We start from the raw sequence: 22,720 nt of genomic DNA, 5'->3' as shown, positions 1-22,720 counted from the left end.
CCATAAAAAGGCCAAGGAGTTTGCATGGCGGTTCCCGGATTGAAAGTAGTCATGGCCTTGAGTGTCGTCACCCTGCTAACGGCTTGCGAGGAGAAAAAGCCCGTACAGGAATACCTGCCACGGGTGTTCGTGCAGGTCGTCAAGCCAGCGGATTACGCGGCCTCGGTCACCCTCACCGGTGATATCCAGGCGCGGGTACAGACGGAGCTGTCTTTCCGCGTCGGTGGCAAGATCATCCAGCGTTCGGTTGACGTCGGTGATCGTGTGACCGCCAAGCAAGTGCTCGCCCGGCTCGATCCCAAGGATCTGCAGACCAATGTCGACTCGGCCCAGGCACAAGTGGTCGCCGAACAGGCGCGGGTGAAGCAGAGCGAGCTGGCGTTCGTACGTCAGCAAAAACTCTTGCCCAAGGGCTACACCAGCCAGAGCGAATATGACTCTGCTCAGGCCGCCTTGCACAGCAGCCAGAGCGCCCTGAGCGCGGCCCAGGCGCAGTTGGCCAATGCCAGGGATCAGTTGAGCTATACGGCGCTGATTGCCGATGCGCCGGGGATCATTACCGAGCGTCAGGCGGAAGTCGGCCAGGTGGTGCAGGCGACGATGCCGATCTTCAGCCTGGCCCGGGACGGCGACCGGGATGCGGTGTTCAATGTCTATGAATCGCTGCTGGCCGAGAAGCCGGGAGATCACACCATTGTCCTCAGCTTGCTCGACAACCCTGCGATCAAAACCACCGGCACCGTACGCGAAATCACCCCGTCGGTGTCGGCGCAATCCGGAACCGTGCAGGTCAAGGTCGGCCTCGACAAACTGCCCGACGGCATGCAGTTGGGTTCGGTGGTGAGTGCCACAGCCAGGGGATCGGGCAAGCCGGTCATCGAGTTGCCGTGGTCGGCGCTGACCAAAAACATCAGCAATCCTGCTGTCTGGATTGTCGACGACAAGGGCAAGGCGCAATTGCATTCGGTGACGGTCAGCCGCTACCTGACGGGCAAGGTCATCATCAGTGGCGGGTTGAAGGACGGGGACAAAGTCATCATCGCGGGCGGGCAACTGTTGCACCCGGACATGGAAGTCGAGATTGCCGAAAACACTTACAAGGACCTGACGTGGGGAGCAAAGCCATGAAGCCTTTATGGGCGTTGTCCATCGGGCTGGTGCTGAGCGCCTGTTCCAAGAGCGAACCGCCGCCGGCGCCGGTACGGCCGGTGCTATCGATCAAGGTCCAGGCCTTGAGCGAAGAGGACCTGGGTCGCTTCGCCGGCAGTATCCAGGCACGCTATGAAAGCAATACCGGGTTCCGCGTGGGCGGGCGAATCGCCAGTCGTAACGTCGATGTCGGCGCCGAGGTCGAGAAGGGCACATTGCTCGCCACCCTCGATCCTTCAGATCAGCAGAACCAATTGCGCTCGGCCCAGGGCGATCTGGCGAAAATCCAGGCGCAACTGATCAACGCCAAGGCCACTGCCCAGCGTCAGCAAGCCTTGTTTGACCGCGGGGTCGGCGCGCAAGCACAACTCGACGAGGCCAACACGGACCTGAAAACCACCCAGGCCTCCCTCGATCAGGCCCGGGCAGCCGTCAACCAGAGCAAGGACCAACTGGGCTACACCGAGTTGCGTGTCGACCATAAAGCCGTGGTCACCGCGTGGAGCGCCGAGGCCGGGCAAGTGGTGACGGCCGGTCAGCAAGTGGTGACCCTGGCGCAGCCGGACATCAAGGAAGCGGTGATCGACCTGCCCGATACCCTGGTCGATCAACTGCCCAGCGATGTGGTGTTCCTGGTTGCTGCACAACTTGATCCAAGCATCAACACCACCGCCATCATCCGCGAAATCGAACCCAAGGCTCAAAGCGCCACACGCACCCGTCGCGCCCGCCTGACCCTGGCCGAAACGCCACAGGGCTTCCGCTTGGGTACGGCCATCAGCGTCACCCTGAGCTCGGCGATCAAGCCGCGCATCGAGTTGCCGCTCACCGCGCTGCAGGAGGTCGATGGCAAGCCACGCATCTGGGTGATCGATGCACAGAGTAAAACCGTCTCTCCCCGTGACATCACCGTGATCAGCCGTACCGACAGCACCGTGGTGCTGGCCGGCGGCGTGAAGAACGGCGAGCGGGTGGTCAGTGCGGGCGTGAACAGTCTCAAGCCGGGGCAACAAGTGAAAATCGACGAGGACAGTCAATGAAAGGGCCTTTCAATCTCTCGGAGTGGGCCCTCAAGCATCAGTCGTTCATCTGGTATCTGATGTTCGTCGCATTGCTGATGGGTGTGTTCTCGTACTTCAACCTGGGGCGCGAAGAAGACCCTTCGTTCACCATCAAAACCATGGTGATCCAGAGCAAATGGCCGGGGGCGACCCAGGAGGAAACCCTCAAGCAGATCACTGACCGGATCGAGAAAAAGCTCGAAGAACTCGACTCCCTCGACTATGTGAAAAGCTACACGCGCCCCGGTGAGTCCACTGTGTACGTGTACCTGCGCGACACCACCAGTGCCAAGGACATCCCGGAAATCTGGTACCAGGTGCGCAAGAAGATCAACGACATCAAATACCAGTTCCCGCAAGGCATACAGGGGCCGTCGTTCAACGACGAGTTCGGTGACGTCTTCGGCTCGATCTACGCCTTCACCGCCGACGGCCTGACCCTGCGTCAGTTGCGCGACTACGTGGAACAGGCGCGCATGGAAATTCGCGGCGTGCCGGGGCTGGGCAAGATCGAGATGGTCGGCCAGCAGGACGAAGTGCTGTACCTGAACTTCTCCACGCGCAAACTCGCCGCGCTGGGCATCGATCAGCGTCAGGTGGTGCAGAGCCTGCAAACCCAGAACGCCGTGACCCCGGCAGGTGTCATCGAGGCCGGGCCGGAGCGGATTTCGGTGCGCACTTCAGGGAAGTTCGCTTCGGAGAAAGACCTGGCCGAGGTCAACCTCAAGCTCAACGACCGCTACTATCGTCTGGCCGACATTGCCGAAATCAGTCGCGGCTATGTCGATCCGGCCTCGCCGGAATTCCGCTACAACGGTAAACAGGCCATCGGCCTGGCGATTGCCATGCAAAAGGGTGGCAATGTCCAGGCGTTCGGCAAGGCCTTGCACGAGCGTATCGAACAACTGACCGCCGACCTGCCGGTGGGTGTTGGCATCTACAACGTCTCGGATCAGGCCGTGGTGGTGGAAGAGGCCGTCGGCGGCTTTACCCGTGCGCTGTTCGAAGCGGTGATCATCGTGCTGGTGGTTAGCTTCATCAGCCTCGGTGTGCGTGCCGGGCTGGTGGTGGCGTGCTCGATCCCGTTGGTGCTGGCGTTGGTCTTCGTGTTCATGGAGTACAGCGGCATTACCATGCAGCGGATCTCCCTTGGCGCACTGATCATTTCCCTCGGCCTGATGGTGGACGACGCGATGATCACCGTGGAGATGATGGTCACGCGTCTGGAATTGGGCGAGACCAAGGAGCAGGCGGCGACCTTCGCCTACACCTCCACGGCGTTCCCGATGCTCACCGGTACGCTGGTCACCGTCGCGGGCTTCGTGCCGATCGGCTTGAACGCCAGCTCCGCCGGTGAATACACCTACACCCTGTTTGCGGTGATTGCCTGTGCGATGCTGGTGTCGTGGGTGGTGGCGGTGCTGTTTGCGCCGGTGATCGGCGTGCACATCCTCAGCACCAACGTGAAACCCCACGAAGGCGAACCCGGGCGCATCGGCAAGGCGTTCAACGGCGGGCTGCTGTGGTGCATGCGCAATCGCTGGTGGGCCATTGGCATTACGGTGCTGTGTTTTGTGCTGGCGCTGTTCAGCATGCGCTACGTGCAGAACCAGTTCTTCCCGTCTTCGGATCGTCCTGAAATCCTGGTGGACCTGAACCTGCCGCAAAACGCCTCGCTCGACGAAACCCGCCGGGCCGTCGATCGACTCGAGGCCACGCTCAAGGACGATCCGGACATCGTGCGCTGGAGCACCTATGTCGGTCAGGGCGCGATCCGCTTCTATCTGCCACTGGACCAACAACTGCAAAACCCGTTCTACGCGCAGTTGGTGATCGTCAGCAAAGGCCATACCCGTGAAGCCATGATGCAGAAGCTTCGCGAGCGCTTGCGCAACGACTTCGTCGGCATCGGCAGTTATGTCCAGGCACTGGAAATGGGCCCGCCGGTAGGGCGTCCGATCCAGTACCGGGTCAGCGGCAAAGACGTCGATCAGGTGCGCCGCCATGCCATCGACCTGGCCACCGAGCTGGACAAGAACCCGCACGTTGGCGAGATCATCTACGACTGGAACGAACCGGGCAAAGTCCTGCGCATCGACATCGCCCAGGACAAGGCGCGGCAGTTGGGGTTGTCTTCCGAGGATGTGGCCAACCTGATGAACGGCATCGTCAGTGGCCAGGCGGTGACCCAGGTCGACGACGACATCTACCTGATCAACGTGGTCGGTCGCGCGGTAGATTCCGAACGCGGTACGCCGGAAACCCTGCAGAACCTGCAAATCGTCACGCCTAGCGGCACGTCGATTCCGTTGCTGGCGTTCGCCACGGTGCGCTACGAACTGGAGCAGCCGTTGGTATGGCGTAGGGATCGCCTGCCGACCATCACCATCAAGGCGGCGATACGCGACGAGATCCAGCCGACGGACCTGGTGAAAATCCTCAAGCCGTCCATCGACGCTTTCGCTGCCAAACTGCCGGCGGGTTACAAGGTCGCCACCGGTGGTACGGTGGAGGAAAGCGGCAAGGCCCAGGGGCCGATTGCCAAGGTTGTGCCGTTGATGCTGTTCTTGATGGCCACGTTCCTGATGATCCAGTTGCACAGCGTGCAGAAGATGTTCCTGGTCGCCAGCGTCGCGCCACTGGGCTTGATCGGCGTGGTGCTGGCGTTGGTGCCAACCGGAACGCCAATGGGCTTCGTGGCGATCCTGGGGATTCTGGCGCTGATCGGTATCATCATCCGTAACTCGGTGATTCTGGTGACCCAGATCGATGAGTACGAGAATAAAGGCTATGAGCCGTGGGACGCGGTGGTCGAGGCCACTGAACACCGACGCCGGCCGATCCTGCTGACGGCAGCCGCCGCGAGCCTGGGGATGATCCCGATTGCCCGGGAAGTGTTCTGGGGGCCGATGGCCTATGCAATGATCGGCGGGATCGTCATCGCCACCTTGCTGACGCTGCTGTTTTTGCCAGCGCTGTATGTGGCCTGGTACAAGATTCGCGAGCCGAAGAAAGAGGCTGTTTAAAAAGCGAGCGCATCGCGCTCATCGCGAGCAAGCTCGCTCCCACAGGGATTGCGCTGAACCCTGTGGGAGCGGCGGTGCGGCGATCCGACTTGCTCGCGAAGACATCGGCTCTGGCAACAAAAGCAAAAGATCGCAGCCTTCGGCAGCTCCTACATCCCACCTACTGTAGGAGCTGCCGAAGGCTGCGATCTTTTGATTTGCGCTTTAGTCAGCGCGCCGCCAGACACTCGCCAACCAGGGCTGCTGCTCCCGCGGCAGCCCTGCCGGCCGGTAGTAATGCTCCAGCTCCACAAACCCCGCCTCGATCAACAATTGCTGCCAGGCCGCCAGGTCGTGATACGACCCATAACGCGGCCCGTTCCAGCCTTCCTGATTCTCGCCACGGGGATTGGAACTGAACAACACCCCACCCGGTTTCAGCGCTCCCCACAACTGTTTCAACACCCGCGGTAATTCCTGACGCGGAACATGAAACAGCACCGCGTTGGCAAAAATCCCGTCGAAACGCTCGGCTGGCAGATCAAGCTTCAAGAAGTCTTGCTGCCACACCTCGCAGCCGCTGTCCTCACGGGCCATCTGCGCGAATTTTTCCGAACCGTCGAGGCCGACCGCCTTGTGGCCCATACGGGTGAACGTCTGCAGATCACGTCCAGGCCCGCAGCCAAAATCGAGAATGTCGAAAGGCGCTTCGCCCTGAATGTGCCGCAGCAGGGCATCGATGTTCTGGCTGACGTCGTGATCGCGGGTGCCTTCTCGGAAACTTTCGGCCGTCGAGTTGTAGTGGCCCAGGGTCGTGGAGGTGATCTGTTCGAGGTCGTCGGGTGTTTGCTTCATGGTCGGCTGCGCAGGAAAAAGGAGATGGGTTGACTATAAGCGCTTTCGCGCTTTGAAAGATCGCAGCCTGCGGCAGCTCCTACAGAGCCTGAGTCGGACGTGAATTCTGTAGGAGCTGCCGCAGGCTGCGATCTTTTGATCTTGGCTCAGTCCTTCTTCATCCCCAAACACTCAATGGAGTGATCCACCATCGCCTTTGCAATCTCCAGCAAATGCCAGATCGAGTACACCATCGCCCGGTCGGCGCCTTTGAGTTGATCGCCACACTGATACGCCGTGACCGAAGCACAGCGCAGCAGGTCGGCGACATAGAGTTGGGTGTCTTCAAAACTCACGTCTTTGCTGACGTTGTAGAAGCGCATTTCATCGGTTGGTGCGGGTTGCTTGCCGGTGAGGTGGAAATCGATGGCACGGTAGAGTGCGGAACGATCTCTGAGCAAATCGTCGGTGACGGTTTCGTTGGTAGGGTTTTCGGGAGGAGGATCGGGTACGGGTTTCTTCATTGGTAAAACTCCGATGTAGTTGGAGCCAACCGATATCGCGACTAAACGAATAGGGGGTGGCAGCTGCACGCAGGTTAGTCGACCGGACATCGGGAACCGGCGCACCCGAAGGTGCCCTGCGCACAGCCACCATAAATTTCAGGCAATAAAAAACACCTGAAGAAAGGTGGCGCTGTGCGCCCGATGATATCCGGGCGACTAAACCCGATCACTGATGAGCAGTGACGGACCGAGACTAGCCACGGAATTCGGCAGGCGCAAGCGAGCGAAATGATCTAGGAAATTTCCTGCAAAGGAAAGGGAACAGGCATGCAAAACCGCTGATTTTCCTGTACGAAAACTTCCCTCTGGAAGTCTGTGATCACCTGTGGCGAGCGAGCCTGCTCCGGGCGGCGTTCCGACGATGGCCATTTCACGGACATCGACCTGTTACTTCTTACAGTTTCGGTCCGGCCAAAAAAAGCCCAGTCTTTCCTCAGTCAAAGCGAAGGACCGTCAATGCCGTGAACACTCATCACCACACCGCGACACCGACGCTGTCGGTCATCGATCCACGCGCCCTGACGGTTCGCAGCGTCGGCTATTGCCGCCATCCCGACAGCCTGGAGATTGACCCACGCATCACTCGGCAACGCTTCGACGCGGCCGGCCGCTTGGTCGAGTCTTGCGACCCACGTTTGTGGGGCACGGCGCCGATGCCGAACCTGACCACGCTCTACGGCTTGAACGGGCAACCGTTGTTGACGGACAGCGTCGATGCCGGGTGGCAGTTGAGTGTGCTGGATCAGGCGGGTTCGCCCTGTTCATTCTGGGATGCACGAGGCAGTCAGCGTCACACGGTGTTCGACGAACAACAGCGGCCCGTCACCGTCACGGAACAGGCCGTGGGGGAACGACCTCGCGTGGTGGAGCGCCTGACCTATGGCGGCTCCGAACCCGCGTACGCAGCGCACAACCAGTGCGGACAGATGATTCGCCATGACCATCCGGCAGGCACACAATGGGTGGCCGACTATGGGCTCGCCGGTTCAGCGCTGGTTGAAGAGCAACGCTTGCTCCTCGAACTTGAAACACCCGACTGGCCGCCCAAACTCGATGCCAGAGATGAGCACCTGGAAGCTCAATCATTCATCACCCGCCACCGTTTCAATCCCACTGGTGAGCTTCAGGAGCAAACCGATGCCATGGGCAATGTTCACACCTTTGGCTATGACGTGGCGGGCAAGCAGGGTGAGGCCTGGTTGCAATTGGTCGGCGAGGGTAAGCGAGCGCAACGCCTGGTCAGCGACATCCGCTACAACGCCCAGGATCAAGTCGAACGGGAAACCGCCGGCAATGGTGTGCTGACCCACGCCGAGTACGCCGCCGATGACGGACGGCTGATCCGGCTGGTGGCGGCGGTCGGCAACCAGAAGCCCTTGCAGGACCTGAACTATGTCTACGATGCGGGAGGCAACATCGTCGAACTGCACGACCTGTCCCAGCCCGTGACCCATTTCAACAACCAGCGCATCGACCCGATCAACCGCTACCGCTACGACAGCCTCTATCAACTGGTCGAAGCCCAAGGCTGGGAGGTCAGCCAGCCGAGCCATGGCCCAGCTCTGCCGACACTGTTGCCCACGCCGCTGGACCCCAACCAGCGGCGCAATTACACCCAACGCTTCGAGTACGACCGGGGCGGAAACTTGATCACCCACCAGCACAGCGGCGCGCCTAGTTTCTCGATGTTCACCTCGGCACGGAGCAACCGCAGCCTCGCGCAGCGCGATGACGGCTCGCTGCCGGGCGAGCCTGAAATCGCCTCGGGTTTCGACGCCTGTGGCAATCAACGGGAACTGCAACGCGGGCAAGCCATGCTCTGGGACCGCCGCAATCAATTGAGCCGCGTGACGTTGGTCAAACGCGAAACTGAGCCCGACGACTACGAATGCTACCGCTACGACCGCCCCGGCCACCGCTTGCGCAAAACGGGATTTGCCCACAGCAGCGGCCGCACCCTGCGCAGCGAGGTCCGTTACCTCCCGGGTCTGGAAATCCACCGCCAAGCTGATGGCGAAGAGCACCACGTCATCAGCGTCGAAGCCGGACGCAGCAACGTGCGGGCGCTGCATTGGCCCGAAGGTGCGCATAGTGACCAGCTGCGCTACAGCCTCAGTGATCACCTCGACTCCAGTACCCTGGAACTGGATGACGAGGCGGGCGTGCTGACCCAGGAACACTATTACCCCTTTGGCGGCACGGCGTGCTGGGCGGGTAAAAGTGCGCTGGTGGCGCAGTACAAGACCATCCGTTATTCGGGGAAAGAGCGGGATGCGACGGGGCTTTATTACTATGGCTATCGGTATTACGCACCGTGGTTGCAGCGCTGGATTTGTCCGGATCCGGCGTGGGACGTAGATGGGGTTAATCTGTTCAGAATGGTTAGAAATAATCCGGTGATACTTGAAGATGTAGATGGACGAATGCCCTTTGGAACGCCGAATAATAAATCGATTGCGACTGGTGAGAACTCTGAATCACCTGAAAACGCAGCAGAATCCTATGTGGCAGCGATAGCGCGCAACACTGAAAGCCTGACTGTTGGGGCAAGTTCTCGGGATAAACCTTCAACAGGAATACTGGAGGGGGGTGTAATGAGACCTGACCGACGAGGACGCAAAAGAAGCAACTCTGTACGGGATATAAATACAGTGTACCGATATGACTTCCGTTTCCCCGGGGAAATAATGAGACGCGGATTTGAGGGAACCAATTCTGATGGGCACGCCTTTGCCCGATACGGCAGTCGGACCGTTTTTACCTCTACCCTTCGGGCAGGAGCTGATATGTTTAGAAAAAGTTTGGAAAAGGTAGCAAATAAAAAAACTTCTCTATTTTTATATAAGATTTCACTTGTGGATATGAATTATTTTGATTTTTATCGTGGGTTTTTAGTGTCGGGGGATAAGTTTGTTGGAGAGGTTGCCCGGTTGCTGTTTGAGCAAAACTCTGCGGCATATACAGCAACAAATAAATACAAAAAAATAGGACGTCAAGCTTTTGAAAGCTATCTCACCGATAAGTTACGCGATCGAATAGTTGATGGCTTTGTTGCAGTCAATGAATTACATGTTGAAGGCCCTGTGCAGCCTCGGAATATAACTCCACTCATGCCCGCAAGACTCGAATATCTTGATCTGGCAGTTCAAAGCCATGGTGTTAAATCTACTAGTGTGGGCCTAAAGGCATGACGTAAGATTTTATCTTTTGTTCAACCCCCGAGCCAACCGGTCCCCGCCCAACTGAATCACCGCCACCAACGCCACCAGCAGCACAATCACCGTCAACATGATCTGGCTATCAAACCGCTGATACCCATACCGATAGGCAATGTCCCCCAGCCCACCGGCGCCAATCGCCCCGGCCATGGCTGATGAGTTGATCATGGTCACCAAGGTAATGGTGAACCCGCCGACAATCCCCGGCAGCGCTTCCGGCAATAACACGTGCCACACGATGTGCCAACGCCGGCAACCCATGGCTTGCGCCGCTTCGATCAAACCGTGGTCGACCTCGCGCAAGCTGACCTCGGCGATGCGCGCAAAGAAAGGCGTAGCCGCGATGGTCAACGGCACAACCGCCGCCCACACGCCGTAAGTGGTGCCGACGATGAGCCGGGTGAACGGAATCAACGCCACCATCAAAATCAGAAACGGAACCGAGCGAAACAGGTTCACGAACGCGCCCAGTGCGCGGTTCAGCGCCGGGGCTTCGTAGATGCCGCCCTTGGAACTGGTGACCAGGATCACCGCCAGCGGAATGCCCGCCAACAGCGCGATCAACGACGACACGCCGACCATCAAGAACGTGTCGATGAAACCCTGTAGCAAGCGATCAAACCACATAGCCCAGCACCTCCACCTGTTGCGCCCATTGGCCGGCGCGTTGACGCAATTGCTCGGCACCGAGCGGTGAGCCGGTCACCGCCAGCAGTAGTTGCCCCAGGGCATGACCCTGAATCCGTTCCACGCCGCCTTGGAGCAATCGCACACGGCCTCCGAGGGCGCTGAACAGTGCCGCCAGGTCCGGTTCATCGCGTTGACTGCCGGTGAACTGCAAGCGCAGGACCACGGCGGCGTCCGAGGATGTTGGCTGCGCCTGCAAACGGCTTTGCAGCTCTTTGGGCAATGCGTGTTGCAACGGCGCCAGCAATGTCTTGCTGACCTCATGCTGTGGATTGCCGAACACTTCCCAGACCGGTCCCTGCTCGACGATGCGCCCGTGTTCCAGCACCACGACCCGATCACAGATCTCACGGATCACCGCCATCTCGTGGGTGATCAGCACAATGGTCAGCCCCAGGCGTTGATTGATCTCGCGCAGCAGGCCGAGGATCGATTGCGTGGTCTCGGGGTCCAGTGCCGAGGTGGCCTCATCGCACAGCAGAATCTCCGGGTCATGCACCAGCGCCCGGGCAATGCCTACACGCTGTTTCTGCCCGCCAGACAACTGTGCCGGGTAAGCCTTGTGTTTGGCCTGCAAGCCCACCAGATCCAACAGCTCACGGACTTTCTGCTCGCGTTTTTCCTTGGGCACGCCAGCGACTTTCAACGGCAACTCGACGTTCTGCCAAACGGTCTTGGCCGACATCAAGTTGAAGTGTTGGAAGATCATGCCGATGCGCCGACGCAGCGCCACCAGGCGGTCTTCGTCGAACTCGCCGATGTCGACCTGATCGATCAGCACCCGGCCGCTGCTCGGTTGTTCCAGGCGGTTGATGGTGCGGATCAGCGACGACTTGCCGGCGCCGCTGCGGCCGATGATGCCGAACACTTCGCCGCGCTGGATCGCCAGGTCGATGCCGTGCAACGCGGCCACCGGTCCTTGTTGGCCGTTGTAGGTTTTACCCAGGCCAATGAATCGAACATGGGCACGATTGAGCTCGGGATGCAGCTCGGTTTGTTCAGCACGTTGAGGCTCTGGAATCTCCAGTCGCCGTTGGAAGGCGGCGGTCATGCTCAGCTTTCCCARCCGGCTTGATAGAGCTTGCCGTGGGCTTTATCCAACGCGGCGCGCACAGCGGGCGAGTGCTGGTAGATGTCGACGAACTTGATCAGGCGCGGGTCGGTTTTGCTCTTTGGCTGGATCACGAACTGAATCACGTACTCTTTGTGATCGAGGCCGTCGAACAGCAGCGCGGAGCCCGCGTCGAAGGTTTTCGACAAGCGAATGTAGGCCGGGTAGCCCTGCACCAGATCGGCGTCGTCATAGGCGCGTACCAGTTGCACGGCTTCGACCTGGAGGATCTTGATGTGCTTCGGGTTGGCGATGATGTCTTCTTCGGTGGCCTTGTAGCCGACGCCGGGCTTGAGGGTGATCAGGCCAGCCTTGGCCAGCAGCTGCAAGCCGCGCCCACTGTTGATCGGATCGTTGGCGATGGCCACGCTGGCGCCTTGCGGCAGTTCGTCGAAGCTTTTGTATTTCTTCGAGTAGAGGCCGACGTTGTTGATGATCCCCGGCGCGAATGGCACCAGGTCGAACCCTGACGCAGCCTTGGCGTTTTCCAGGAACGGGATGTGCTGGAAGTAGTTCACGTCGATGTCGCCAGCGGCGAGGCTGACGTTCGGCGCGATCCAGTCGGTGAACTCCACCAGTTCGACTTTCAGTCCTTGTTTGGAGGCCTCTTCGACAGCTGCTTCAAGGGGAATGGCGAAAGCGGCGGTGGTGCCAATTTTCAGGGGGGCGTCGGCGGCGAAGGTCACCGAGCTGAACAGACCGAGGGCCAGGGCCAGTGCTTTGACTGGGTGGAAGAGGTAGTGCTTTTTCATGATGAGTAATCCAGTCAGTGCATTAAGTTTGTGTTGTCTGTTCGGGCCTCATCGCGAGCAAGCTCGCTCCCACAGGGGTTATGTGAACACCCGAGATCCACTGTGGGAGCGAGCTTGCTCGCGATGCTTTTAGCGTCGGAAAGCGGAGCCAGTGTGCTGCTCAGGCAAATGCGCCTCCCGCTGAAACAGCTTTTCGCGCAAGGTGCCGCTGTCGTACGCGGTCTTGTACGAGCCCCGCCGTTGCAACTCGGGAATCACCAAATCAATGAAATCCACATAGCTTTCCGGCGTAACAATGCGGGTCAGGTTGAAGCCATCCAGACCCGTCTCGGCGATCCACGATTCCAGTTCATCGGCTACCTGCTCAGGCGAGCCAACCACCGTGATGTAACGACCGCCGAGAGCGTGCTGCTCCAGCAATTTGCGCCGAGTCCAGTCGTTGTTTTGCAGGTGTTTGGTGGCGGACTGGATGGCGTTGCTCTTCACGTACTGGATCGGCTCGTCGATTTCATATTGAGAAAAATCGATCCCGGTGGACGCCGAAAAGTGCGCCACGCCGGCCTCTGCACTGGCGTAGCTCAGGTATTCGGCGTGCTTGGCCCAGGCCAGCTCTTCGGTGGAGCCAACGATCACGTTCAGGCCCATGAACACTTTGATGTCCTCGGGATTGCGCCCGGCTTCGACGGCACTGGCGCGCACCTTGTCCACCTGCGCCTTGGTCGATGCCTTGGTCTGACCACTGATGAACACGCACTCGGCATGTCGCCCGGCGAACAGCAAACCGCGATCCGAGCTGCCGGCCTGGAACAGTACCGGCGTGCGCTGCGGCGAAGGCTCACAGAGGTGATAACCGTCGACCTGATAGAACTCGCCCTTGTGCTCGACCTTGTGCACTTTGTCCGGCTGCGCGTAGATCCGTTGCTGCGGATCGTTGAGTACCGCGCCGTTTTCCCAACTGCCTTCCAGGAGTTTGTAGAGCACCTCCAGGTACTCGTCGGCCTGGTCGTAGCGGCGGTCATGCTCGACCTGTTCGCTCAGGCCCATGGCCTTGGCGGCGCTGTCGAGGTAGCCGGTGACGATGTTCCAGCCGACCCGCCCACGGCTCAGGTGATCCAGGGTCGACAGGCGGCGGGCGAACAGGTACGGCGCTTCGTAGGTGAGGTTGGCAGTCAGGCCGAAGCCGAGGTTTTTCGTCACTGCCGCCATCGCTGAAACCAGCAGCAGCGGATCGTTGACCGGCAACTGGATCGACTCTTTCAGCGGCACGTCCACCGAGTTCTGGTAGACGTCGTAGACCCCGACGATGTCGGCGATGAACAGGCCGTCGAACAACCCGCGCTCCAGCAACTGCGCCAGTTCGGTCCAGTATTCGATCGTGTTGTAGCGGGTGGATGTGTCGCGCGGGTGCGCCCACAAACCGTGGTTGATGTGCCCGATGCAATTCATGTTGAAGGCATTCAGCAGAATTTTCTTCTTGGCCATCAGATGGTCCCCCGCAGTGGCGGGTTTTCATCGTTGAGGTAGTAATTGCCGACGGCGTGATATTTCCAGCGTACCGGGTCGTGCAGGGTATGCACCCGGGCGTTGCGCCAGTGGCGGTCGAGGCCGTGTTCAATCAGGGTCGCCTGGCTGCCGGCCAGTTCGAACAGCGTGCTGCCGGCGGCCAGGGAGATTTCTGTGCTGAGGGCGCGGGCTTCGGCGACGGCAATCGAGGCGGCAGCGACAGTCTCGGCGTTCGTGTCGGCCTGGGCCTTGTCGAGGTATTCACCGGCACGTTCCAGCAGCGCCTCGGCGGCGTGCAGGCGAATGCTCAGGTGGCCGAAGCTCTTGAGGGTCAGTGGATCATCCGTGGCTTTTTCGTGGGTGGCGTCAATCCACGGCCGGGTTTTGGTGCGCACGAAGTGCAGCGCATCTTCATACGCGGCGCGGGCGATGCCGGTGTCGATGGCGGCATGAAGTATCTGCGCCAGCGGACCGACCGGAGTCGGGCGCTCGAAAGCGCTTTGAAAGGGGATCACATCTTCGGCGGCAACAAAGACATCTTCGAACACCACCGAACCGCTGCCGGTGGTGCGCTGGCCGAAGCCGCTCCAGTCGTCGATCACCGTCAGGCCCTTGCTGTTGCGCGGGACGAACGCCAGTTGCTGCACGCCGTTTTCATCCACCACCGAGGTGGGAATGCGCTGGGCGTAAATCGCACCCGTGGCGTAGAACTTGCGACCATTGATGCGATAGCCGCTGGCGTCGCGAGTCAGGCTGGTGACGCGATCGTGTGCGGTTTTGGTGCCGAGTTCGGCCAACGCATTGCCGAAGCGCTGGCCGGCCAAGACTTCGGCGTACAGGCGTTGCTTCTGCTCGTGGCTGCCGTTCACCCGCAGTACTTCGAGTGCATAGAAATGGTTCTGCGGGATCTGCCCCAGGGAGCCATCGGCCCGGGCAATCAGAGCGATGACTTTGGCCAGGGTCACGTTGGATACACCGGCGCCGCCGTATTCCTTTGGCACGCTGATGCCCCAAAGACCCGAACGGGAAAAAACCTCCAGTTCCGGATGTGGCAAACGGCGCTCGCGGTCGCGTGTGGCGCTGTCGCGTTTGAAATCTTCGGCCAGGTCGCTGGCGACTATCAGGGCTTGTTCATCGCTGGTAATGACCGCGACGTGCTGAGAACTTGTCATGTGTTTCTCCAGATGTCTGGTCGTCAGATCCAGGAATGGCGATTAGGCAGCGTGCTATTGAGGCGATAGGCGCCAACCGCGTGATACTTCCAGCGCACCGGGTCGTGCAGGGTGTGCACCCGGGCGTTGCGCCAGTGGCGGTCGAGGTTGAATTCGGCGAGGGTCGCGCGGCTGCCGGCCAGTTCGAGCAGCTTTTCGCTGGCCAGCAACGAGATCTCGGTGGTCAGCACTTTGGCTTCGGCCACGGCAATCGAGGCGCGGGCGGCAGACTCGGCGGTGAATGGTGCGGCGCTGACGTCATCGAGTACTTGCCCTGCTTTGCGCAGCAGCGCTTCGGCAGCGTGCAGTTCGATTTTCAACTTGCCGATATCGGCGATCACGTACAGGTCATCGCTGGCTCGCTCGACCTTGGCGTCGATCCACGGCCGGGCGCGGGTTTTCACGAAGTCGATGGCGTCGTCGATGGCGCCTCGGGCGATACCGGCGTCGATGGCTGCTTGAATCAGTTGCGAGACGGCACCCTGAATGTTCGGCGTGTCGTTGATCCGCCAGTTATCCACCACCAGTTCGGGATCGACCTGCACGTTGTTAAGCAAAATCGTGCCGCTGGCGGTGGTGCGCTGACCAAAACCGGACCAGTCATCGACGATGCGCAATCCCGGTGTGCCGCGACGGATGAATGCCAGCACTTGCTTGCCGTCATCGTTCAACGCCTTGACCGCGACCCAATGGGCGAACAGTGCGCCAGTGGAATAAAACTTCTGGCCATTGAGGACGCCGTCAGCGGTGATGCGCGCCTTCAGCTCCAGGGTGTTTTTGGTGCCGCGTTCCGGCCCGGCATTACCGATGCGCCAGCCATCAAGGACACTTTTGAACAGTTGTCCTTTCTGCGCTTCGGTGGCGCTGCCGAGTATCAGGTTAAGAATGCCGAACTGGTTTTGCGGGATCTGCCCAAGCGCCGGATCGGCCGCGGAAATGATCGCGAAAACCTCGGCCAGGGTGACGAACGAAACCTGCGGGCCACCGTACTCGCGGGGGATGGAAATGCTGCCCAGGCCGCTGCGGGTGAACTCTTCGATTTCCGCCCACGGCAGCTTGCGCTGCCGGTCACGTTTGGCTGCTTGCAGGCGGGCGACCTGCGCCAGTTCGTGGGCTGCCTTGATGGCTTGAGCGTCATTGCGCAAGACTTTTGCGGGCAACAACAGCGGGGCGATGTCCAGGTCACTCTGGACGATTGCATCTGCCAGACTGGACATCAGTGCCGCTCCTTGGCTGCACGCAATGCCCTGGCGATCTGCACTGGGGTGATTGTGTTCCGGACCATACCTACCTCACATCTTATGGAAGCGCTGCTTGTGGCGGCGCATGAAAACAAGGATGTCCGGTGGTCCGGTTTATATACCCTAAACGTGTATAAATATTTTATGAACTAACTTTTTGGAATATGCATAGAAGGGCGTTCTCGGTGTTTTTATCATTTCTCGCGGGGTTCAGCGGCCTTGATGTGCTGTTTCTTCGGAACTTTCAGATAAGGATTGGCACAACCGATCTTCAGCACCCGAGCCGGCGCCCAGCGGGAGTTGTTGCCCACCCTGTCGAGAATGCAGTACGTCACTTCCAGCCGCAGATCTTCGCCGGCTTCGAGGATGATGGCCGGCGGTATCCAGACCTGAATCGGCTGGCCCACATCGGCGGACTTGAGCCGTGGCAGATCCATGCGCACATCACCCCAGCGCAGGGTGATTTCGTCGTCGACGGCCATGTTCAGGTACGGCTCGATGGTCAAGGGAACACCGCGTTTGACCTGGCTCGGATTGACCCCCTGACGACGAATCGCCTCGGGAATGCCCACCGGTGCCAGGCACTGGTTTTCATCGCCGCACAGCGCGGAGGGTTGGCCGCCTGGGCAGTCGAGTTTGATCTGCACGTTGCGGCTGGCCGATATCGCCGGGCCCCTGCCAACCTGCATGACCCGGTAGTGAATGCACGAGGTACCGTTGGCGACAAAACTTTCAGGCACCCGCAGCTGCACCGGTTGGCCGACATCGCTGGCCGTCAGCACGCGGGAGGCCACGTAGCAGTTGTCCCAGAACAGTTCAATCAGGTCGCCTTCGTCCATGGCGGGGTAGGGCGCGACCTCGATCAGCAGGTGCGCCGCGCAAGTGACGTTGATGCCGGTCTTGTTGGATTGCGCCAGGGTTGGGGCCACAAGCCCGGATTTGTTCGAGGTGCTGTTCATGAAGTCTCCTTGAAGTCTTGCAACGAAGTCCGTTTCTGGAATATCAAAAACCAATAATCGAACAGAAAAACCATTCATTACTTTGAGTTGAAATAATGATTTAAGCGTGATGAGTGTCGCTGGCAAGAGACTAGATAAGAGTCAGGAAGATCAGGTGTCAATAAGATTTGTTAGTTGTGGGTGGTGTGTGGTGCTATTCAGAAAGTTCCTACGCTCCCAAGTAAGTAAACCACGCCGTTGCGTCGAATTTATCTGCTGAAATCGGGGAAATACGGGCGGGTTTGTGCAAGTCACAAGCACTGTCTTGCGATGGGTGATCTGATTGGATTGGCACTGTTTAATTGTTGCGATGCATATGTATGTGCCGCGTGTGCGCACAAGATATGCATCTCGAGTAGATTGGTTTAGTTTGATATTAATGGCGCGTATTTCGAAGGGGTTGGTAACTTCCATCCGTGGAAGATTACCGTTGTTGCGCAGGATTATTAGTTGTGAGCGTTATTCAGGAACTTGCTAAGGAACTGTTTGGTTCGTTCTTCTTTCGGGTTGGCAAACAACGCCTTCGCTTCGCCTTGCTCGACGATCACACCCTTGTCGAAAAACACCACACGGTTGGCCACGTCCCGGGCAAAGCCCATTTCGTGGGTGACGATCACCATGGTGCGCTTCTCTTCGGCCAGGCCGCGGATGGTCGCCAATACCTCACCCACCAGCTCCGGGTCGAGGGCCGAGGTCGGTTCATCGAACAGGATCACTTCCGGTTCCATCGCCAGCGCCCGGGCAATCGCCACGCGCTGTTGCTGGCCACCGGAGAGGCGACGCGGGTAAGCGTCTTCCTTGCCCGCCAGGCCAACCTTGGCCAACAGCTTTTTACCCAGGGCAACGGCATCGGCGTGCGGGATCTTCTTGACGATGATCGGGCCTTCGATAACGTTTTCCAGAGCGGTGCGATGGGGGAACAGGTTGAAGTTCTGGAACACGAAGCCCACATGCTGGCGCAAACGCCGCACCAGGCTCTGCTGCTGGTTCAGGGGACGGCTGGTATCGACCTCGATATCGCCGACCTTGATCCGGCCGCTGGTGGGTTCTTCCAGAAAGTTCAGGCAGCGCAGGAAGGTGGTCTTGCCCGAACCGCTAGGGCCGATGATCGCGACCACCTCGCCTTCCTTGACCTCAAGATCGATGCCGTTGAGCACGACTTGACCCTTGAACTGCTTTGTCAGTTTTTCCACGACAATCATTGGGTCAGGACTCCTGGTCGTGCCGATTGACCCGCGCTTCCAACTGGTTCTGCAGGTGCGAAAGCACCGTGGCCAGGACCCAGTAGATCAGTGCGGCGGCAAGATACATGGTGAAGATTTCGAAGGTGCGGGCGGTGATCAGCTGTGCCTGGCGGAACAGTTCCGGCACCTGGATGGTGGCGGCCAGCGCGGTGTCCTTGACCAGCGAAATGAAGCTGTTGCCCAGCGGCGGCAATGCGGTGCGCATCGCCTGCGGCAGGATGGCCCGGCGCAGGGTCTGCGCGCGGGTCATGCCGATACTGGCAGCCGCTTCCCACTGGCCACGCTCGATGGAACTGATCGCGGCACGCAGGATTTCACAGGCGTAGGCGGCCATGTTCAGCGAGAAGCCGATCAGGGCCGCCGGCAGCGGATCCAGTTCCAGACCCAATTGCGGCAAGCCGTAATAGATCACGAACAGTTGTACCAGCAACGGCGTGCCGCGAAAGAACGACACGTAGATGCGGGCGATCCAGCTCACCAGTTTGAAACGCGACAGGCGCATCAGCGCCAGGCCGAAGCCCATCACCAGGCCGAAGAACATCCCGCCCAGGCTGAGGATGACCGTGTAATACGCGCCCTTGAGCAGAAAGGGCGCGGAGTCCAGTGCGAGTTGGAAAGCTTCTCCCATTACTGAGTGACGTCTGCGTTGAAGTATTTTTCCGAGAGCTTTTTCAGGGTGCCATCGGCGCGCAGCTTATCGATTGCCTTGTTCACCGCGGCCAGCAGTTCAGGCTCGCCTTTGCGCAGGGCAATGCCGGCTTCCTGACGGGAGAACGCATCACCGGCGGCGGTGGTGTCCTTGGCCTTCTTGGCGTATTCCAGCGCGGCGAGGCGGTCGATCAGAATGGCGTCGATACGGCCGACACGCAGGTCCTGGAACTTGGTCGGATCATCTTCGTAGGTGCGGATGTCAGCGGTTGGGACATTGGCTTTCACCCACTCTTCGTAGTTGGTGCCCAGGCCTACGCCGACTTTCTTGCCAGACAGGTCGGCGGCGGACTTGATGTTCAGCTCGGCGGCCTTCTTCGTCAGCACCAGTGCCTGAATACCGGAAACGGTGTAGGGCTCGGAGAAGTCATACTTCTTCTTGCGCTCTTCGGAGATGGTTACCTGGTTGATCACTGCGTCCAGGCGCTTGGATTCCAGGGCCGCGAGGATGCCGTCCCATTTGGTCGGTTGCAGTTTGACTTTGACACCCAGCTCTTTGGCCAGGGCTTCGGAGAACTCGACTTCGAAGCCGGTCAGTTTGCCGTCGGCGTCGACGAAACTGAACGGTGGGTAGGTGCCTTCCAGGCCAACGTTGATCACGCCAGCGTCTTTGATTTTTTGCAGTTGCTCACCGGCAACCGCCTGGCCAATCAGGCCGGCGCTCAGTGCCAGGCCCAGCGAGCCCACCAGCAGATTGCGACGTAGTGCGGAAAAATTCATGACAAGCCCCTGTGTTTTCTTATGGAAGACGCTTAAGGAAAGTTGGCAAATTCGGGATTCGGACGACTGCAATATCCTGCCTTAATGCAGCTTATGCGTCTCCTTGCAAATTCGCCTGCGGCGTGACTATAAGACGACACAGTTAGATAATAAAATAATAAATATTCTATTTGTTATTCGTTAATTGAATATTCGGTGCCATAGGAAAAGATCGCAGCCTGCGGCAGCTCCTACAGGTGCATGCCGATCCATGTAGGAGCTGCCGCAGGCTGCGATCTTTTGGTCTTCTGAATCGCTTACAGAAAATCCTTATAGGCAAACAACGCCGGCGCCCCACCGGTGTGCAGGAAGATAATCGGGCCTTCGTCGAAACGCTGACGCCCGATCCCATCCAGCAACCCCGCCATGGCCTTGCCAGTGTAGACCGGGTCCAGCAGCAAGCCTTCCTGACCTGCCAGCAGCTTCACCGCCGCCAGTGTCCCTGCGTTCGGTTCGCCATAACGCGGGGCGAAATACTCGTCCCACAACTCGACTTTGAAAGCGTCCGGCAGGTTCACGCCCAGCAGCTCGGCGGTGCGTTCGGCCAGGCCTTGAACCTTTGGCCGCTGATCTTCATCGCTGCGCGAAACCGTCACGCCGATCACTGGCAGATCCGGCAGCGCTTCACTCAAGGCCAGTGCCAGGCCGCTGTGGGTACCGGCGCTGCCCGAGGCCAGGACCACGGCGGCGAACTTCAGGCCGGTGTCCTTGATCTGTTCGGCCAGTTCCAGCCCGGCGCGCACGTAGCCCAGGGCGCCCAGCGCATTTGAACCACCGATCGGCACCAGATAGGGCTTCTTGCCGTTGCTGCGCAGTCGGCCAGCCAGGGCTTGCAGTTGTTCGTCGGCGTTGTCGAGGTTTTCCACCAATTCGACCTTGGCATCGAACAGGTCAAGCAGCAGGCGGTTGCCGTTGCCGGTGTAATTGCTGTCGTTAGTGCCGAGAGGGTTTTCCAGAAGGGCTACGCAGCCCAGACCCAACTTGGCGGCAATGGCGGCCGTCTGGCGTACATGGTTCGATTGCAACGCGCCGGCGGTGATCAAGGTGTCGGCACCCTGGGCCAAGGCATCGGCGGCCAGATACTCGAGTTTGCGCAGCTTGTTGCCGCCCATCGCCAGCGGCGTCAGGTCATCGCGCTTGACGTACACGTCGCGGCCCAACCAGGTCGACAGGCGTTCGAGTTTTTCCAGGGCGGTGGGCTGACCGAGCAGGTCGAGGCGGTTAAAGCGGGCGAGTTGTTGTTTGATCATGGGTCCGTACTGGCCGTGGAAGATCTCAGGACTATAGGCAGGCCCCAAAGCCTGGGCAACCGTCAATCGCTTATAGCCAATCGAACTGAGCACAGCACTATTGGTTCTTAATTTGCCTCGTGACCCTTGCCGTAAAGTAATCGCCGTCAGTGCGGCCAGACAGTCCGGTCGCCCGTGAGGAGTTTTTACCGTGAGTGAGCGTTCCAGCCATTGGCAATTGCAGACCATCGTCAGTCAGCTGCGCACGGCACGTGAGCAGTGGCGTGCACAAAACGGCCGGGCCAGCGGCGAGCAGGGCGGTCGCGAACTGCCCTCCCGGGCGGCCATGGCAGAGATTCTCGAAGCCCTGTGCGGCGCGCTGTTCCCGATGCGCCTGGGGCCGGTGGACTTGCGTGAGGAGAGTGAAGACTTCTACGTCGGTCATACGCTGGATGTGGCGCTGAATGCGCTGTTGGCCCAGGCGCGACTCGAATTGCGCTACGCCGCGCGCCACAGCGCCCAGGCCGATACCGAGGTCGAAGCCAAAACCATCCAGATCATTCAGGACTTCGCCCTCGCTTTGCCTGGGTTGCGCAGCCTGTTGGACACCGACGTGCTGGCGGCCTATCACGGTGACCCGGCGGCCCGCAGTGTCGATGAGGTGCTGTTGTGCTACCCGGGGATTCTGGCGGTGATTCACCACCGGCTGGCCCACCATTTGTACCGTGCCGGGCTGCCGTTGCTGGCGCGGATCAGCGCGGAAATCGCCCACTCGGCCACCGGCATCGACATTCACCCCGGCGCGCAGATCGGCCGCAGTTTCTTTATCGACCACGGTACCGGCGTGGTGATCGGCGAAACCGCGATCATCGGCGAGCGCGTGCGGATTTATCAGGCGGTGACTTTGGGCGCCAAGCGCTTCCCGGCGGACGAAGACGGTCAGTTGCAGAAGGGCCAGCCACGGCATCCGATTGTCGAGAATGACGTGGTGATTTATGCCGGGGCGACGATTCTTGGCCGGATCACCATCGGTCAGGGTTCGACCATCGGCGGCAATGTCTGGCTAACCCGTAGCGTGCCGGCGGGTAGCAACCTGACCCAGGCGAATCTGCAGTTGGATGATGGGGCGCAGAAGTAATGCCCCGGCTTTTTGGTGAGAGATAGTTTTCGCTGGCTGTAGGAGCTGTCGAGTGAAACGAGGCTGCGATCTTTTCAAGTGCACCGCAAAAGTCAAAAGATCGCAGCCTGCGGCAGCTCCTACAGAATCCCCCAAATCCGGCCTCATCCCCTTCCTTAAGCTAGTGTAGGAAAGCTACCGCCGAGCCCTGCGATTAGTCCTTAGCCCCCTATCCATGTTTAACTTGAACGTTCATTCAAGTTAAACCGGCGGTTCGCTGCCCGCTCACAACAGGAGGCTTGCCTTTGCTGAGTCCGATTTCTACAG

The 22,720-nt window shown here is 59.6% G+C and carries 18 protein-coding genes; 5 read left to right on the top strand and 13 right to left on the bottom strand.

What is annotated here, in order from left to right; all coding sequences use genetic code 11:
- The first annotated feature begins 24 nt into the window (after positions 1-24).
- Genes AC1DXW_RS07320 through AC1DXW_RS07310 form a run of 3 tightly spaced genes read left to right on the top strand, consistent with a single transcriptional unit; the run spans position 25 to position 5,236 of the window.
- Positions 25-1,128, top strand: a complete 1,104-nt coding sequence (locus tag AC1DXW_RS07320) for an efflux RND transporter periplasmic adaptor subunit (protein WP_477755449.1) — start codon at positions 25-27, stop codon at positions 1,126-1,128.
- Positions 1,125-2,189: an efflux RND transporter periplasmic adaptor subunit gene (locus tag AC1DXW_RS07315; protein ID WP_477755450.1), complete on the top strand. Its 1,065-nt coding sequence runs from the start codon at positions 1,125-1,127 to the stop codon at positions 2,187-2,189. The genes AC1DXW_RS07320 and AC1DXW_RS07315 overlap by 4 nt, the downstream gene beginning before the upstream one ends.
- Entirely contained in the window at positions 2,186-5,236 is a 3,051-nt protein-coding gene (locus AC1DXW_RS07310; RefSeq protein WP_477755451.1) for an efflux RND transporter permease subunit, read from the top strand. Before AC1DXW_RS07315 ends, AC1DXW_RS07310 begins: the two co-directional genes overlap by 4 nt.
- Before the next feature lie 204 nt (positions 5,237-5,440).
- On the opposite strand, the gene AC1DXW_RS07305 is transcribed toward AC1DXW_RS07310, so the two are convergent.
- On the bottom strand, positions 5,441-6,070 hold the full coding sequence (locus tag AC1DXW_RS07305; RefSeq protein WP_477759875.1) for a class I SAM-dependent methyltransferase: 630 nt from the start codon (positions 6,068-6,070) through the stop codon (positions 5,441-5,443).
- 146 nt (positions 6,071-6,216) lie between these two features.
- Entirely contained in the window at positions 6,217-6,573 is a 357-nt protein-coding gene (locus AC1DXW_RS07300) for a DUF6124 family protein (protein WP_477753097.1), read from the bottom strand.
- A 503-nt stretch (positions 6,574-7,076) separates the two neighbouring features.
- Here AC1DXW_RS07300 and AC1DXW_RS07295 point away from each other — a divergent pair.
- The gene (locus tag AC1DXW_RS07295) at positions 7,077-9,806 is read left to right on the top strand and encodes an RHS repeat domain-containing protein (protein WP_477753098.1); all 2,730 of its coding nucleotides are present in this window, start codon (positions 7,077-7,079) and stop codon (positions 9,804-9,806) included.
- A 9-nt stretch (positions 9,807-9,815) separates the two neighbouring features.
- Here the strand turns inward: AC1DXW_RS07295 and AC1DXW_RS07290 are convergent, their stop codons facing one another.
- The 11 genes from AC1DXW_RS07290 to AC1DXW_RS07240 all read right to left on the bottom strand — a co-directional run bounded on the left by AC1DXW_RS07290 (position 9,816) and on the right by AC1DXW_RS07240 (position 21,297).
- Entirely contained in the window at positions 9,816-10,460 is a 645-nt protein-coding gene (locus AC1DXW_RS07290) for a methionine ABC transporter permease (protein WP_007972909.1), read from the bottom strand.
- Entirely contained in the window at positions 10,450-11,571 is a 1,122-nt protein-coding gene (locus tag AC1DXW_RS07285; RefSeq protein WP_477753099.1) for a methionine ABC transporter ATP-binding protein, read from the bottom strand. The genes AC1DXW_RS07290 and AC1DXW_RS07285 overlap by 11 nt, the downstream gene beginning before the upstream one ends.
- 2 nt (positions 11,572-11,573) lie before the next feature.
- Positions 11,574-12,383 carry a MetQ/NlpA family ABC transporter substrate-binding protein gene (locus tag AC1DXW_RS07280; protein WP_477753100.1) on the bottom strand — a complete coding sequence of 270 codons (810 nt, stop codon included), beginning with the start codon at positions 12,381-12,383 and terminating at the stop codon, positions 11,574-11,576.
- A gap of 129 nt (positions 12,384-12,512) precedes the next feature.
- A complete protein-coding gene (locus AC1DXW_RS07275) occupies positions 12,513-13,865 on the bottom strand; it encodes an LLM class flavin-dependent oxidoreductase (protein WP_477753101.1) in 1,353 nt (450 codons plus the stop codon).
- Positions 13,865-15,058, bottom strand: a complete 1,194-nt coding sequence (locus tag AC1DXW_RS07270; protein ID WP_477753102.1) for an SfnB family sulfur acquisition oxidoreductase — start codon at positions 15,056-15,058, stop codon at positions 13,865-13,867. Before AC1DXW_RS07270 ends, AC1DXW_RS07275 begins: the two co-directional genes overlap by 1 nt.
- A gap of 23 nt (positions 15,059-15,081) precedes the next feature.
- Positions 15,082-16,314, bottom strand: coding sequence for an SfnB family sulfur acquisition oxidoreductase (locus AC1DXW_RS07265; protein ID WP_477753103.1), 1,233 nt, complete (start codon positions 16,312-16,314; stop codon positions 15,082-15,084).
- 218 nt (positions 16,315-16,532) lie between these two features.
- Positions 16,533-17,297: a hypothetical protein gene (locus AC1DXW_RS07260; protein WP_477753104.1), complete on the bottom strand. Its 765-nt coding sequence runs from the start codon at positions 17,295-17,297 to the stop codon at positions 16,533-16,535.
- A gap of 485 nt (positions 17,298-17,782) precedes the next feature.
- Entirely contained in the window at positions 17,783-18,538 is a 756-nt protein-coding gene (gene tcyN, locus AC1DXW_RS07255; protein WP_477753105.1) for an L-cystine ABC transporter ATP-binding protein TcyN, read from the bottom strand.
- Between the two features lie 4 nt (positions 18,539-18,542).
- The gene (tcyL, locus tag AC1DXW_RS07250; RefSeq protein WP_046040764.1) at positions 18,543-19,208 is read right to left on the bottom strand and encodes a cystine ABC transporter permease; all 666 of its coding nucleotides are present in this window, start codon (positions 19,206-19,208) and stop codon (positions 18,543-18,545) included.
- Positions 19,208-20,008, bottom strand: coding sequence for a cystine ABC transporter substrate-binding protein (tcyJ, locus tag AC1DXW_RS07245; RefSeq protein ID WP_223457337.1), 801 nt, complete (start codon positions 20,006-20,008; stop codon positions 19,208-19,210). Before tcyJ ends, tcyL begins: the two co-directional genes overlap by 1 nt.
- 296 nt (positions 20,009-20,304) lie before the next feature.
- Complete coding sequence (locus AC1DXW_RS07240; protein ID WP_477753106.1) at positions 20,305-21,297, bottom strand: D-cysteine desulfhydrase; 993 nt, start codon at positions 21,295-21,297, stop codon at positions 20,305-20,307.
- 190 nt (positions 21,298-21,487) lie between these two features.
- Between AC1DXW_RS07240 and epsC the strand changes: the two genes are divergently transcribed.
- Positions 21,488-22,414, top strand: coding sequence for a serine O-acetyltransferase EpsC (gene epsC, locus AC1DXW_RS07235; protein WP_477753107.1), 927 nt, complete (start codon positions 21,488-21,490; stop codon positions 22,412-22,414).
- Positions 22,415-22,720: the final 306 nt, after the last annotated feature.

The sequence above is a fragment of the Pseudomonas sp. P4_C4 genome, from assembly GCF_056402055.1.
The sequence above is the reverse complement of the archived record's forward strand: the minus strand, read 5'-3'. Positions and strand labels throughout refer to the sequence as shown.

What these genes read in the sequence shown, in the direction of transcription:
- AC1DXW_RS07275 (WP_477753101.1), bottom strand. Translation starts at nt 13,865, where the DNA reads ATGGCCAAGAAGAAAATTCTGCTGAATGCCTTCAACATGAATTGCATC.
- tcyJ (WP_223457337.1), bottom strand. Translation starts at nt 20,008, where the DNA reads ATGAATTTTTCCGCACTACGTCGCAATCTGCTGGTGGGCTCGCTGGGC.
- tcyN (WP_477753105.1), bottom strand. Translation starts at nt 18,538, where the DNA reads ATGATTGTCGTGGAAAAACTGACAAAGCAGTTCAAGGGTCAAGTCGTG.
- AC1DXW_RS07300 (WP_477753097.1), bottom strand. Translation starts at nt 6,573, where the DNA reads ATGAAGAAACCCGTACCCGATCCTCCTCCCGAAAACCCTACCAACGAA.
- AC1DXW_RS07260 (WP_477753104.1), bottom strand. Translation starts at nt 17,297, where the DNA reads ATGAACAGCACCTCGAACAAATCCGGGCTTGTGGCCCCAACCCTGGCG.
- AC1DXW_RS07310 (WP_477755451.1), top strand. Translation starts at nt 2,186, where the DNA reads ATGAAAGGGCCTTTCAATCTCTCGGAGTGGGCCCTCAAGCATCAGTCG.
- AC1DXW_RS07290 (WP_007972909.1), bottom strand. Translation starts at nt 10,460, where the DNA reads ATGTGGTTTGATCGCTTGCTACAGGGTTTCATCGACACGTTCTTGATG.
- AC1DXW_RS07265 (WP_477753103.1), bottom strand. Translation starts at nt 16,314, where the DNA reads ATGTCCAGTCTGGCAGATGCAATCGTCCAGAGTGACCTGGACATCGCC.
- AC1DXW_RS07285 (WP_477753099.1), bottom strand. Translation starts at nt 11,571, where the DNA reads ATGACCGCCGCCTTCCAACGGCGACTGGAGATTCCAGAGCCTCAACGT.
- AC1DXW_RS07240 (WP_477753106.1), bottom strand. Translation starts at nt 21,297, where the DNA reads ATGATCAAACAACAACTCGCCCGCTTTAACCGCCTCGACCTGCTCGGT.
- tcyL (WP_046040764.1), bottom strand. Translation starts at nt 19,208, where the DNA reads ATGGGAGAAGCTTTCCAACTCGCACTGGACTCCGCGCCCTTTCTGCTC.
- AC1DXW_RS07270 (WP_477753102.1), bottom strand. Translation starts at nt 15,058, where the DNA reads ATGACAAGTTCTCAGCACGTCGCGGTCATTACCAGCGATGAACAAGCC.
- AC1DXW_RS07315 (WP_477755450.1), top strand. Translation starts at nt 1,125, where the DNA reads ATGAAGCCTTTATGGGCGTTGTCCATCGGGCTGGTGCTGAGCGCCTGT.
- AC1DXW_RS07305 (WP_477759875.1), bottom strand. Translation starts at nt 6,070, where the DNA reads ATGAAGCAAACACCCGACGACCTCGAACAGATCACCTCCACGACCCTG.
- AC1DXW_RS07320 (WP_477755449.1), top strand. Translation starts at nt 25, where the DNA reads ATGGCGGTTCCCGGATTGAAAGTAGTCATGGCCTTGAGTGTCGTCACC.